Annotated in this window: 10 protein-coding genes; 2 read left to right on the plus strand and 8 right to left on the minus strand. The window is 57.1% G+C overall.

Annotation, left to right across the window (positions count from 1 at the left end; translation table 11 throughout):
- Positions 1-411 precede the first annotated feature (411 nt).
- From CPAR_RS04820 to CPAR_RS04845, 6 genes are all read right to left on the minus strand, one after another.
- Positions 412-1,248 carry an FAD/NAD(P)-binding protein gene (locus CPAR_RS04820; RefSeq protein ID WP_012502187.1) on the minus strand — a complete coding sequence of 279 codons (837 nt, stop codon included), beginning with the start codon at positions 1,246-1,248 and terminating at the stop codon, positions 412-414.
- Between the two features lie 26 nt (positions 1,249-1,274).
- The gene (locus CPAR_RS04825) at positions 1,275-2,288 is read right to left on the minus strand and encodes a 4Fe-4S dicluster domain-containing protein (protein ID WP_012502188.1); all 1,014 of its coding nucleotides are present in this window, start codon (positions 2,286-2,288) and stop codon (positions 1,275-1,277) included.
- Between the two features lie 14 nt (positions 2,289-2,302).
- Positions 2,303-3,133 (minus strand): 4Fe-4S dicluster domain-containing protein, encoded by an 831-nt coding sequence (locus CPAR_RS04830; protein ID WP_012502189.1) that lies wholly within the window; start codon positions 3,131-3,133, stop codon positions 2,303-2,305.
- 10 nt (positions 3,134-3,143) lie between these two features.
- On the minus strand, positions 3,144-3,593 hold the full coding sequence (locus tag CPAR_RS04835) for a hydrogenase iron-sulfur subunit (protein ID WP_012502190.1): 450 nt from the start codon (positions 3,591-3,593) through the stop codon (positions 3,144-3,146).
- Positions 3,594-3,660: 67 nt separating this feature from the next.
- Positions 3,661-5,634 carry a CoB--CoM heterodisulfide reductase iron-sulfur subunit A family protein gene (locus tag CPAR_RS04840; protein ID WP_012502191.1) on the minus strand — a complete coding sequence of 658 codons (1,974 nt, stop codon included), beginning with the start codon at positions 5,632-5,634 and terminating at the stop codon, positions 3,661-3,663.
- Between the two features lie 313 nt (positions 5,635-5,947).
- Entirely contained in the window at positions 5,948-7,450 is a 1,503-nt protein-coding gene (locus tag CPAR_RS04845) for a heterodisulfide reductase-related iron-sulfur binding cluster (RefSeq protein ID WP_012502192.1), read from the minus strand.
- Between the two features lie 277 nt (positions 7,451-7,727).
- Here CPAR_RS04845 and mscL point away from each other — a divergent pair, with 277 nt between their 5' ends.
- Entirely contained in the window at positions 7,728-8,183 is a 456-nt protein-coding gene (gene mscL / locus CPAR_RS04850; protein ID WP_012502193.1) for a large-conductance mechanosensitive channel protein MscL, read from the plus strand.
- Positions 8,184-8,328: 145 nt separating this feature from the next.
- On the plus strand, positions 8,329-9,543 hold the full coding sequence (locus CPAR_RS04855) for an LL-diaminopimelate aminotransferase (RefSeq protein WP_012502194.1): 1,215 nt from the start codon (positions 8,329-8,331) through the stop codon (positions 9,541-9,543).
- A gap of 181 nt (positions 9,544-9,724) precedes the next feature.
- On the opposite strand, the gene CPAR_RS04860 is transcribed toward CPAR_RS04855, so the two are convergent.
- Both CPAR_RS04860 and purL read right to left on the minus strand, forming a co-directional pair.
- Positions 9,725-11,308: a bifunctional ADP-dependent NAD(P)H-hydrate dehydratase/NAD(P)H-hydrate epimerase gene (locus CPAR_RS04860; protein WP_012502195.1), complete on the minus strand. Its 1,584-nt coding sequence runs from the start codon at positions 11,306-11,308 to the stop codon at positions 9,725-9,727.
- A gap of 14 nt (positions 11,309-11,322) precedes the next feature.
- Positions 11,323-13,602 (minus strand): phosphoribosylformylglycinamidine synthase subunit PurL, encoded by a 2,280-nt coding sequence (gene purL / locus CPAR_RS04865; RefSeq protein WP_012502196.1) that lies wholly within the window; start codon positions 13,600-13,602, stop codon positions 11,323-11,325.
- Positions 13,603-13,716: the final 114 nt, after the last annotated feature.

A 13,716-nucleotide genomic window follows, 5' to 3' on the forward strand; every position in this document is an offset into this window, starting at 1 on the left:
AAGGAATCATGGCATTAAGGGTAATGTTTATAACCAATACTAATATGTACTCGGCCAAACTAATGCCTTGACGTATTTTAATAAAAATAAGCACTTTGCCAAAATTTTTTTATTTTTTTTCCGAAAGGGCACCGCTAAAAAAGTAATTTTTTCTCGTTCTGAACCATTAATCACAGATCTTCAAAAACAGATAGTAAGTTGCCCGTCAAATTTTCAACGTCCTGCAGATTTCGCCAACGCTGATGCCGTTATTATGACTCATCTTTTTTGCCATCTTTGTAAGGGCGACCGGCCGGTCGCCCTTACAAAGATGCACGGACGGAGTGGACAATATTGCGGGAAAAACGGAGAATAAAAAAGGGAGCGAAAATGCTCCCTTTTTTTTGTGTCCGTGTCAATCCACGCCGTCCATCACAAATCAGCCTGTGGCATTGCCTGCACTTCGGCGGCGGTGAAGACCGGGCCTTCTTTGCAGATGTAAACCGAGCCGACGTTGCAGCGGCCGCATTTGCCTACGCCGCATTTCATCCGGTTCTCCAGTGTCGTGTACACATTTTCTGCCGTGAAACCGAGCTTTTCGAGCGCTGCGAGCGTGAACTTGATCATGATCGGCGGGCCACAGAGGACGGCGATGGTGTTTTCTGGCGACGGGGCAGCCTGTTCGAGCACGGTGGGCACGAAGCCGACGTGGTCGTGCCAGTCGGGGGTTTCGCCTCCGGGATCGACCGTGAGCACCAGGTTGACATCGTCGCGCTGTTTCCACTCCTCAAGCTCGTGCTTGTACACGAGGTCAGCTACGGTTCTTGCGCCGTACACAATCGTCACGTCCTTGTACTTCTCACGCTGGTCGAGGCACGACCAGATGACGCTGCGGGTCGGAGGAAGGGCGATGCCACCGGCGATGAAGAGCAGGTTTTTGCCTTCGAACTGCTCGATCGGGAAGCGGTTGCCGTATGGACCGCGGAAGGTTACGATGTCTCCCTCGTCGGTGTTGGCGAGCGTGGTGGTCACGCGGCCAGACTGCCGGAAGGTGCATTCGATGTAGTCCTTGCGGGTCTCCGGGCTGGCGACGCAGAAGGTGCTTTCGCCTTCGCCGTAGATGCCGTACAGACCGAACATGCCGGTATGGTAGTTTGCCTTGAAGAACTCGTGATCTTCCTGATTGACGAATTCAAGTTTGAGCGTGTTGACGCCGGGGGCCTCGACACGCTTCGATACAACCCGCATCGGGAACGGGGTGTAGATCATGTCGTTGGTGTGGTATCGGTCTTGTGTCACCTCGGTAAATTTGTAATCGCTTGCAGAGTTTCAGTAATACCCATGTCCACCGGGCACTGGCGGGTGCACCGGCCGCAGCCGCTGCAACTGTTGACGCCGAATTTGCCACGGTAGTAATTGAACTTGTGCATGATGCGCTGACGCCAGCGGGTCGATTGCGCGTTCCTCGGGTTGTGGCCGGAGGTGTGCATGGTGAAGAGCGCGAAGGAGCAGCTGTCCCAGTTCTTGCGGCGGATGCCCTGGTAGGTGTCGCCCTCGTCCTGGATGTCGAAGCAGTGGCAGGTGGGACAGAGGAAGGTGCAACTGCCGCAGCCGATGCAGCGCATGGAGATGTCTTTCCAGAACTGGCTCTCGAAGTTTTCCTTGTCGCCGAGCCACTCCATTACCTTTTCGACATCGAATTTTTCCGCAACCTGGGGCACGGGAGCAGCCTCGTCCGAGCTTTCTTCAAGCAGCGATGAGACGCTTTCGAGCAGCGCCGTGCCTCGATCCGAGACGGCGTCGACCTGCCAGCCGTTGCCGTTGGCCAGCGGGCGGAGCATCACGTCTGCGCCTTTGGTGCTGTCCGGCGAGAGCTTCACCGAAGTGCACATGCAGAAGTCATCCGCTTCGGTGCAGGCGATGGAGATGATCACCGAATTCTCGCGGCGCTTGAACCAGTAGTCGTCCTTGTAGTCCCAGCCAAAGAGGGGATCGTCGATCGCCAGACCCGAAGCGTCGCACGGGCGCACGCCGAAGAAGACGCGCTTCTTGTCGGGCGGGGTCATGGTTTCGGAGGCGATCTCCTTTTTGGAGATGTTGTACTTGATGAGCGGTTCGGTCTGCGGGAAGAACTGATCTTTGATGGTGCGTTCCGTCAGGATGAGGTCGAGGGCCATGTCGGAGCCCTTCTGCACCTCGTCAAAGGAGCTCATGTCGTGGCGCTGAACCGGCGCGAGCACGCTGTAACCGGCTTTCTGCCAGGCTGCAATGCAGTCGTCGAGTTTATTCTTGAGAAGTATTCTGGTCATGCTTGTCCGGATGCTTAAAGAATGAAGGTCTCGGGATCGTCCTGGCTGAAGCTTGCGAGCACAGGATTCTGATCGCTGCTTTCACCGGCGTAATAGTCGAAGGCCTCTTTGACCTCTTTGCCCATGCGGTAGTTGATAAGCCTGAGTGGGATGTTCACCGGGCAGGCGCGGTCGCAGGCTCCGCAGGCGGCGCAGCGGCCTGCAAGGTGGAAGGCCCTGACGAGGTTCCACTCGAAGTTGCCGAGGGTGTGCGACGAGGTGCTGACCCACTGCGGCTGGTTGACGTCAACAATGCAGCGGCGGCAGTAGCACATCGGGCAGGCCTGGCGGCAGGCGTAGCACTTGATGCATTTCGCGAACTGCTCTTTCCAGTACTCGAAACGCTCGGCGGGGCTCATCGCTTCGAGCTTCTCGGCCTCCTGCTGCACAGACGGTGGCGCAGTGGCGGTACGAAGCTTTTCGCCAAGATTGGCGAAATCGCCGATCGAGTGTCCCGGAAGCTCCTTGATTTCGTTGTTCTCGATGGTGTAGCCGAAGATCACCACCTGCTCGGGCTTGACCTGCGACTCGGAGATGAGGATGTTGAGGCTTCGGATGGCGTCCGGTTTCAGAAAAATCGCGACCTTCTTGCCGTCCGAAAGCAAGCCTCCGGCGACCAGATAGGTCGTGAGGTTGGCGATACATGCCGGGTCGAGCACCAGCTTTTCTGCCTCTTCAGCCGTGCGGGCGAACAGTGCACGACGGCGGTCGGCGGTCGTGCCGGGGCCGAAGCCGATCACCAGCTTCACTTCACCTGACGAGAGCAGCGATGCCGCTTCACTTCTGTATTGTTCCTGTATTCCCATGAATGGTTCCTTAATACGAAGACTGGGTTTCAATAACTTTCTGCAGCTCCTGGTACTGCGTGAACGGGCCGAGTTTTTTTGTGTCCTCGGTGATCTCGTTGATCAGATCGGCGAACTTGGCTCCCTCGGCGGCGCTGACCCACGAGAAGCGGATGCGCTCTTCGGGAATGCCGGTGAAGGCGAGCAGCGCGCGGAACACCGTCCAGCGGCGGCGGGCATGGTAGTTTCCGGCCGCGAAGTGGCAGTCGCCGGGGTGGCAGCCGCTGACCAGTACGGAGTCAGCTCCTTTCTGGAGGGCTTTGAGGATGAACATCGGGCTGATGCGTCCGGTGCAGGGAAGGCGCACGATCCTGACGTTCGGCGCGTATTTCAGACGGCTTGTGCCTGCAAGGTCAGCACCAGCGTAGGTGCAGTAGGTGCAGACAAAAGCCACGATTTTCGGTTCGAATGATTCGCTCATCGGCTGAATTCGGTCGCTTGGTTTTGGTTCAGTTTGCTGTTGCGTGCTTCAACAGAGTCACGGCCCGTCAGAGGGCCATGACTTCTGCAAAAATCTGCTTTTCAGTGAATCCGGCCAGATCGATGCTGTTGGAGCGGCAGAAGGTCACGCAGGTGCCGCAGCCCTGACAGAGTCCGGGATTGATGTCGGCCACCTGTTTGATGAGGTTGCCGTTGCGGTCGTTGATGTCGCGCACGTCGATGGCGTTGTACGGGCAGGCCATGACGCAGCCGAAGCATCCGGCGCAGGTCGCATCGCTGACCGATGCCACCACCGGCTCGCGTTCGAGCTGCTCGCGACTGAAGAGGCCGATCACCTTGGCCGCGGCGGCGGATGCCTGGGCGACCGAGTCTGGAATATCCTTCGGCGACTGGCATGCTCCGCAAAGGTAAATGCCAGCCGTGGCGGTTTCGACCGGGCGAAGCTTCAGGTGCGCCTCGTTGTAGAAGCCGTACTCATCGTAGCCGATACCGATCTTTTTGGCGGTCTCCTTGGCGTCGGGTTGTGGCACCATGGCCGTGGCGAGCACCACCATGTCGGCAGCCACCTCGACCGGCTTGCCAAGCAGCGAATCGACGCCGCGCACGATCAGCTTGCCGTTCTCTTCGTAAAGTTTGCTGACGCGGCCACGCAGATATTCGGCTCCGTCCTCCTCGATGGCGCGGCGGGTGAACTCGTCGTAGCCCTTGCCCGCAGCGCGGATGTCCATGTAGAAGATCTGGCTCTTGCCGTCATGGTTCTTGTGTGCGTACAGCATGGCGTGCTTGGCCGTGTACATGCAGCAGATTTTCGAGCAGTACTTGACGCCTTTCGACGGGTCGCGCGATCCGGCGCACTGGATAAAGACGATCGTATCGGGAATCTTGCCATCCGATGGTCGCCTGATAACCCCGCCGGTCGGGCCGCTCGCCGAAGCGAGACGCTCGAAGCTCAGGCCGGTGATGACGTCCTTGTATTTGCCGTAGCCGTATTCACCGTAAAGGGTGGTGTCCTGAATCTGGAACCCGGTTGCTACCACGATAGCGCCAACCTCGATCTCCTCGAAGGTATCCTGCATCTCGAAGTCGATGCAGTTTTCGATCTGGCAGGTCTTCTGGCAGATTTTGCACTTGCCGTTCTTGAAGTAGGTGCAGCGAGTTGTATCGATGACCGGCACGTTCGGCACGGCCTGGGCGAACGGGGTGTAGATCGCCGTTCGGTTGCCAAGTCCGCACTCGAATTCGCTCGGAATTTTCTTGACGGGGCACTTCTGGATGCAGTCGCCACAACCGGTGCACTTGTCCATATCGACGTAGCGGGCCTTTTTGCGAACCTTCACCTTGAAGTTGCCTATATAGCCGTCAACCGATTCAATCTCAGAGTAGGTGAGCACCTTGATGTTGGGGTGCTGAATAGCCTCCACCATTCGTGGCGTCAGAATGCACTGCGAGCAGTCCAGCGTCGGAAAGGTTTCGGAGAGCTGCGACATGTGACCGCCGATCGAAGGCTCGCGTTCAACCAGCACAACCTCGCGTCCGGCACTGGCAATATCGAGCGCAGCCTGGATGCCCGCGATACCGCCGCCGATGACCAGCGCGCGGCGGGTGACCGGTACTGAAATCGGTTTCAGGTCATTGTTGCGTTTGACCTTTTCGACAAGCGAGCGGGTGATTTCGATGGCCTTGTTTGTGGCCTCCTCCTTGTCGGAGTGCACCCAGGAGCAGTGCTCGCGGATGTTGGCCATTTCGAGCATGTACGGGTTGAGGCCCGCTTCAGCGCATGCTTTGCGGAAGGTTGTTTCGTGCATCCTCGGGGAGCAGGCCGACACCACGACACCGGTCAGGTTGTTCTCCCTGATTGCGCGTTTGACGGTTTCCTGTCCGGGGTCGGAGCAGAAATATTTGTACTCGGTGGCTACGGCGACGCCGGGATGTTCGGATATTTCCTTGACCAGCTTTTCCGTATCGACGACCGAAGCGATGTTCTCACCGCAGTGGCAGACGAAGACTCCTATTTTTGCCATCCTGAAGTCCTGATTTTTTAGGTTTCCGATACCGGAAGTTGGATTTGCCCTTCCGTACCGCCAGACTATGGGGACAATCAGCCCCTTATACCGCTGATTTTAGCGGAGCATTTCGAGATTTGTGTCTTGAGTTTCCAGACTCACCCGTGATCCGTAACATGATGGCCCTATCGACAAGAAACATAAAAGGGCAGGTGCGGATGTTCAGGAGATTATCCGCCTGGGCGAATGTCCAGGGGGGAATAATCTGATGGTCTGATGAAGACCTTTAATGTACGAATCCAATGCTCTTTTTTCATACATCCGGAGCGTATTAAAGGTTTCTTACCATGTCGCTTGCCTGAACGAAGTGCTTGTCGAGCGCTACCTCTTCAGGGCTCGCTCCACAGGCCAGGGCGACCAGGTCTGAAATGTAGTATACCGGCATTTCGCCAACATCGTTGTAGCGTTTGCGCATGCTCTCCTGACGCATGTCGAGGTTGGCATGGCAGAGCGGACAGGCGACGACGTATGCGCCAGCGCCGCTGTTGGTGGCGTTTCTGGCGATTTTGTGCGTGAGATCCTCGATCATCTCCTGCTGTGCCATGGTCAAGCCTGCACCGCAGCATTCGACTTTGTAACCCCAATCCACCGGTTTGGCGCCAAGCGCTTCGACGATGGACTCCATCTTGGTCGGGTTTTCCGGATCGTCGTAACCCATCGCGTCGAAGGGGCGTACCAGCAGGCAGCCATAATAGCAGGCCAGCGGCAGCTCCTTGAGCGGATGCGTTACACGCTTTTTGATCTCTTCGGGATCCATGCCTTCAAGCAACTGCATGACACCGATGAACTGAGCCTTGCCCTCGGTGTCGTAGCCCATGACGCTTTTCAACTCCTCGCGAAGCTCTTCGGACTCCTTCAGCGCTTTGCGTGCTGTTACCTGGCGGTTCAGGCAGGCGGCGCAGGGGGTCAGTACGTAATCGAGACCCTGCTGATCGGCCAGCGCCTGATTCCTTGCCGGTAGCAGCATCGAGAGCTTGTGATTGGTCGCGTGGGCCGAACTGGCTCCGCAGCAGTTCCAGTCTTCGATTTCGCGCAGCTTGATGCCAAGATGGTCGCACATGCGGCGGATGGAAATATCGTAATCCTTCGCCGTACCGGAGAGCGAGCAGCCGGGGTAGTAGCCGACGGTCATGCCGGGCGCGACTTTGATCGGCTCGTCAGGTTTAAAAGTGCGCTTGACAGGCTTGCGTTTCGGCGCAGGGGTGTGGCTCTCCTTTTCGGAAAGCTGGAAAATCTTTTCGATTTGGCCTTTGTTCTCGACCTCTTCTTTTGCAGTGAAAGCCTTGACAGGGTTGATCTTGCCCTGTTTCATCATTTTGAAGCCCGCCGCAACATCCTGCGTAAGGGTGCGCGTGCGCAGCTTGTAGCTGTTGACCAGGGCCAGCTCCTGCAAGCGGCCGCTCTTGCGCACCGTGTTCAGGAAAGAAGTGTGGAATGCGGTGACCAGCTTTTTTGATTTATCGGAGGAGACGATGCCGCTCTTGAGGGCCATCTCGCGAAGCGCGTCCATCGTGCCTGCGATCTCCATATTCTGCGGGCAGCGCGAAGTGCATGTCATGCAGCCGATGCAGTACCATAATGCGTCACTGCGCATGGCCTCTTCGACGTAACCGGCCTGGATAAGGCGCATGATTCTGGCCGGTGGATTGTCCATGAAGCCGCCGGCAGGACAACCGGCGGTACATTTGCCACATTGATAGCAGCAGGCGTAGTTATTACCTGTTGCATTTTCAAGTTGCTGCTTCAATGAATCTGTACGAATAGTATGCTCCATCGATTGATGACTGCCTGAGTTATCGGCATCCTGAAAACCGCTGTGCGTTTTTGATAGTTTGATAGCCTTACGGGCGTTTCGATACTCTATCGGTTACGTCACTGTTTCAGTATTGCCTTTTATTTTTGGATAATTTCGTGCGGGCTCAACAAGGGCATGAGCTTTAATTTTAACAAAAAATACACTAATGTCCAATTAAGGGGGTTTAATTTCTTGATATTCCCTCGTTGTCCCCCATGACACCAGAGTACTTCCTCAAATTTCAATAACCGGAACCATGCTGAAAGAGTTCAAGGAATTCGCCCTGAAGGGTAACGTTGTCGATATGGCTGTCGGCATCATTATTGGTGGTGCTTTTACTGGCATCGTTAAATCACTGGTCGGCGATGTTCTGACTCCGCCGCTCGGGCTTCTGCTCAACGGAGTCGATTTTACCAATCTGTTTGTTGTGCTCAAGGAGGGGGCTACTCCTGGGCCGTACCTTGCGCTTGAGCAGGCGCAGAGCGCTGGAGCGGTAACGCTTAATTATGGCCTGTTTATCAATGCGTTCATAAGTTTTGTGATTATGGCTGTCGCCGTGTTTTTCCTGGTTCGCGGCATCAATAGACTGCGTAAGATGACCGAAAAACCCCCGGAGCCAGCCGCCGCTCCCGATACCAAGGAGTGCCCGTTCTGCTTCTCGGCCATCCCTGTCAAGGCCGTGCGTTGCCCGAACTGCACGTCGCAGTTGTAAGCGCGTGAATTCATGGGGAGTTTCCATAACAATTTGCAAGTTCCCCTATGGAGATCAACGGCTTTTTGTTTATGATTGGAGTTGTTTTCATAACCTATAGTGTCACAACCGCTTCTGTTTTAACGATTTTTCGGAAACCATTCCCATGTTTGACGAGATTGAATTCGACAAGATCAAGAGATTGCCGAAATATGTTTTTGCTGCCGTCAATGAGCTGAAAATGGCCGAGCGGCGAGCCGGCGAGGATGTGATCGATTTTTCGATGGGCAATCCCGACGGCCCGACGCCGCAGCATATCATCGACAAGCTCGTCGAAAGTGTCCAGAAACCGAAGACCCACGGCTATTCGGTCTCCAAAGGCATTTACAAACTGCGTGGCGCTGTAGGCACATGGTACCGCAACAAGTACAATGTCGATCTCGATCTCGACCGCGAGGTGGTTGTAACGATGGGTTCAAAAGAGGGGTACGTGCACCTCGTGCAGGCCATCACCAATCCCGGCGATCTGGCCATCGTGCCCGACCCGTGCTACCCGATTCACTCGCAGGCGTTCATTCTTGCCGGCGGGAACGTGCATCGCATGAAGCTGGAGATGAACGACGACTACACGCTCGACGAGGAGGCGTTTTTCCATAATATCGAAACCGTATTCCGGGAATCATCGCCGAAGCCGAAGTATCTCGTAGTCAATTTCCCGAACAACCCGACCACCGCAACGGTCGAACTGCCTTTCTACGAACGTCTGGTCGAGCTGGCGCGCCGCGAACGTTTTTACATCATCAGCGACATCGCTTATGCTGAAATTACTTTCGACGGCTATGTGACTCCGTCGATTCTTCAGGTGCCGGGGGCGAAAGATGTCGCCGTCGAGAGCTACACGCTTTCCAAAACCTACAACATGGCTGGCTGGCGCATGGGCTTCATGGTGGGCAACGCTAAGCTGATCGGAGCGTTGGAAAAGATCAAGAGTTGGCTTGATTATGGCACTTTTACACCGATTCAGGTTGCATCGACCATTGCGCTTACCGGCGATCAGAGCTGCGTCGATGAAATCAGGGAGGTGTACCGCAAACGGCGCGACGTGCTGATTTCAAGCTTCTCCAATGCCGGTTGGGACATTGTGACGCCCAAGGCCTCGATGTTCGTGTGGGCCAGGATCCCCGAATCGATGCGCCATCTGGGGAGTCTCGAATTCAGCAAGAAGCTGCTCATAGAGGGGAAGGTGGCCGTGAGTCCCGGCATCGGCTTTGGCGCTTATGGTGACGAATACGTACGTGTAGCCATGATCGAGAATGAGGAGCGCATTCGTCAGGCAGCAAGGAATATCAAGCGCTTTTTGAAAAATAATGCCGGGCAGTGACGAGCTGGAACGCAACGAGTGACGAGAATCAAGAGAGGTGCTGGAAACGGCACCTCTTTTTTTTGTTCACGTTGTCGATTGCGTTCACAATGTCAATGCGGTAAGCCGAAACAGGGCAGGCGCAAGGCCTGCCCCTACAAGGAAGAGTGCGAACCGTTCAGGCTGAATTGAAAGCGAAGCTTTACTCTTCGCTCTCGAACAACTCCAGAATGGCCTGAGGAATGGCTTCGAGGACATCCATCGAGGATACGAGGCTGGAGACATTGGAGGCGAGGTCTCCGGCGCGGCCGTGCAGCCATGCGGCTGCAGCTGCAGCCTCGTGGGTGTCGAGCCCTTTAGCAGCCAAGGCTCCGATCATGCCCGAGAGCACGTCGCCGGTGCCTGCCGAGGCAAGGGCTTCGGTTCCGCTGTCCGAAATGAACACCATGCCTGACGGCGAGGCGATGAAGGTCGGGGCGCCTTTGAGCAGCAGGTTGACGTTCCAGACCGAAGCGAGATTGCGCGCCGTGTCGATCGGGGCGCTCAGGATTTCATCGACTTCCAGTCCGGACAACCGGCTGCACTCGCCGGCATGGGGCGTCAACACGGCGTCTTCGAGGCTGGTGATGCGCTCCATCAGGTTCCGTTCGGCGAGGGCAAAGAGCGCGTCAGCGTCGAGAACCAGTTTCTTTTCCGCAATTTCAGGGGTGCACAAAAGGGCTTCGATCAGCTCCAGCGACTCCTCGCTGCGACCAATGCCGCAGCCGATGACGATGGCGTCGGCCCATTTGGCTTTTTCGATGATGGAGACCATATCCCGTCCGATTACCACCACTTCGGGTGCAAAGCTGTGCATAACCGAGGCATGGCCGTCGGGCAGTGAACAGCAGACGTAGCCCGCGCCGGTTTTGACCGCTGCACGCGCGGAGAGTAGCGCCGCCCCGAGCATCGAGCCTCCGCCGTCAGCCGAGCCGGTGACGAGCAGCACTTTGCCGTTCAGGTGCTTGGCGCTGGATGGGTCGCGCAACAGGTAGCTTTCGGCGGCGAAGGTTTCATCGATCAGTTGGCAGGAGGTCGGCTCGACGAGGAATTCCGGAATGGAGATTTCAGCCGTCTGGATCTCTCCCGAAACTTCTGGGCCGCTATTCTGGAAAAAGCCGGTTTTGAGGAAGGCCATCGTAATGGTCATATCGGCCTTGACGCAAGGTTCGGAGCAGTGCCCGGTTGTTGCATCAAGTCCCGATGGCAGGTCGATGGCTACCGTCACCGCTTCGGAGTGCTCGTTGATGAAATTGATCAGCTCGACCGCAGACTTGGCCGGCTCATGCAGCTGCGGACTGTCAGCATTGATGCGGAGGCCTGTACCGAGCAGGGCATCGACTACGACCTGATAGGTTGTCGCTCCGACCGCCGTGCGGGCCTCGTCCAGTCCCGTGAAGATTCGCAGGCGTTCGTTGTAACGGCGGTAAGCCTTGAGGATGTGCAGTCCTTCGAGGTTCACGCCGGCCAGCTCTTCTTCTGGCCACGTCAGCAGCACATCGACTTGCGCCCCTTTGTTCAAGAGGTGGCGCGCTGCAACGAAGCCGTCGCCGCCGTTATTGCCTTTGCCGCACACCACGAGCACTGAAACGCCGTCGAGGTCAGCGCCGGTTTCGAATCGCTCGGCGATCATTCGGGCTGTCTCCCGCCCGGCAAGCTCCATCAGCCGCGTCTCGCCGGTGCGCAGCTCCTCGATGGCCGCCTTGTCGGCCAGGCTCATCTCTTTGGCAGTCAGTACCGGATTCATCGTTCGTCCTGTTATCAGAGTTCTTCGAGATGCAGTGAGGACTCCAGCGCATGTTCGTAGGCATGAACCAGCTCGTCGAGCGAGAATTCCGCTACCTGACGGCCGTTGACCGCGATGCTCGCGCCTTCCGAGACGACCTTGCCGATGATGCGCACCGGCACATTCAGGCGTTCGGCCTCTTCAATGACCGCTGCGGCGTTATCCGGATTGATTGAAATCACCACGCGGCCCTGCGCTTCCGAGAAAAACTGATTCTGGATAGCCGCGCTCTCCTTGCAGGAACATTCGAGATTGACCTTGAAGCCAAGCATGTTATCGCGGTTCATGATCGACTGTTCGATGAGCGTTACCGCGATGCCACCGTCTGAAACGTCGTGCGCCGAGCGGACGAGCTTTTTCGAAGCAAGGGTGACCAGCAGATCCTGAAGGTTCTTTTCGTGCTCCAGATCGACCGCCGGGGATTCAGTACCGGGAGTGCCGTACTGCATCACCAGATACTCCGAGCCGTCGAGCGCGAGTTCCGGATCGCCGAGCAGCACGATGGCGTCACCCTCTTCCTGGAAGGTCGAAACCACCAGATGATCCATGTCGTCGAGCAGGCCTACCATGCCGATGGTCGGGGTGGGGTAGATGGCCGTGCGTCCGCCGCCAAGCGAGGTCTCGTTGTAAAAGCTTACGTTGCCACCGGTTACAGGAGTATCGAACATGCGGCAGGCGTCGCCCATGCCTTCGACGGCAGTTTTGAACTGAAAGTACACCTCAGGCTTGTAGGGATTGCCGAAGTTCAGGCAGTTGGTGACGGCGAGCGGTCTGGCACCCGTACAGGCGATGTTGCGCGCGCACTCGGCGACGGCAATCGCACCGCCCGCTTTCGGATTGAGATAGACGTAGCGTGAGTTGCAGTCGGTCTTCATCGCGAGCCCTTTTTTGGTGCCCTTGATGCGGATGACTGCTGCGTCGGTCTGGCCGACCGGGGTGACGGTGTTGGTCTGCACCATCGAGTCGTACTGGTCGTATACCCACGCCTTGCTGGCGATATTTGGGCGCGAGAGCAGTTGCAGCGTGAGTGCTTTAAGATCGAGCGAATCGTCCGGCGCGAGTTCAGCAGCTTTCGTGTCGGGCTTTTTCTCGACAGCCTCACGGATGTAGACCGGAGCACCGCCGCCGAGTACGAGTGACATGGCCGGAATTTCAGCCATTACCTTGCCGTGCTGACGCACGCGAAGCATGTTGTCGTCGGTTACCTCGCCGATCACGACGGCGCTCACATCCCATTTTTTATAGACGTCGATAATCTCCTGTTCGCGGCCCTTTTCAGCCACAATCAGCATCCGTTCCTGCGATTCGGAGAGCATCAACTCGTAGGCGGTCATGCCCTCTTCGCGGGCGGGCACCAGGTCGAGATCGATGTCGATGCCGCCGCTGCCGGTCTTTTCGATGCCGCGCGCACTCATTTCCGAAGTGGAGCTGGTCAGCCCTGCCGCGCCCATGTCCTGCAAGCCGGCTACCGCGCCGGTGGCGATCGCTTCGAGCGTCGCTTCGAGCAGCAGCTTTTCGGCGAATGGATCGCCCACCTGTACGCTGGGGCGCTTGTCTTCCGACGCTTCGCTCAAATCTTCCGACGCGAAGGTTGCGCCGTGGATGCCGTCTCGTCCGGTCGATGACCCGACGATCAGCACCGGATTGCCCTTGCCGTGCGCCGTGGCGCTGACGGTTTTATGATGCTCAACGAGGCCGACCGACATGGCGTTGACCAGCGGGTTGCCCGTGTAGCAATCCTCGAAATAGATTTCGCCCGCAACGGTCGGCACGCCGAACGAGTTGCCGTAGTCGCCGATGCCACGCACCACGCCGTCAACGAGGTAGCGCACACGCGGGTCACGCGGTGAGCCGAAGCGCAGCGAGTCGAGCGATGCGACAGGACGAGCGCCCATCGTGAAGATGTCGCGGTGGATGCCGCCGACGCCCGTGGCCGCGCCCTGGTAGGGTTCGACCGCCGAAGGGTGGTTGTGCGACTCGATTTTGAACGCCACGGCGAGGTTGTCGCCGATGTCAACCAGACCGGCATTCTCCTCTCCCGCCTGCGTCAGCAGCGCAGCACCGTCGCGCGGCAACGTCTTGAGCACGGCGATGGAGTTCTTGTAGCTGCAATGCTCGGACCACATGACTGAATAGATGCCCAGCTCGGTGAAGGAGGGGGTGCGGCCCAGAACTTCACATATTTTGGCGTATTCCTCTTCGTTCAGGCCATGTTCCTGGGCCAGTTGCAGGTTGACTTCGGGTTCGATGCTCATTGTTCGGTAGGAATTTTTACAGGTCTAACAGGTCGTATAAGATGTACAGATTGAACAGGATAAGAGATGAAAGGGCGGGCGCAAGACTCGCCCCTACAATTAGTCCATTGTCCA

The organism is Chlorobaculum parvum NCIB 8327 (genome assembly GCF_000020505.1).
In the GTDB taxonomy this organism is placed as follows: Bacteria; Bacteroidota; Chlorobiia; order Chlorobiales; family Chlorobiaceae; genus Chlorobaculum; species Chlorobaculum parvum_A.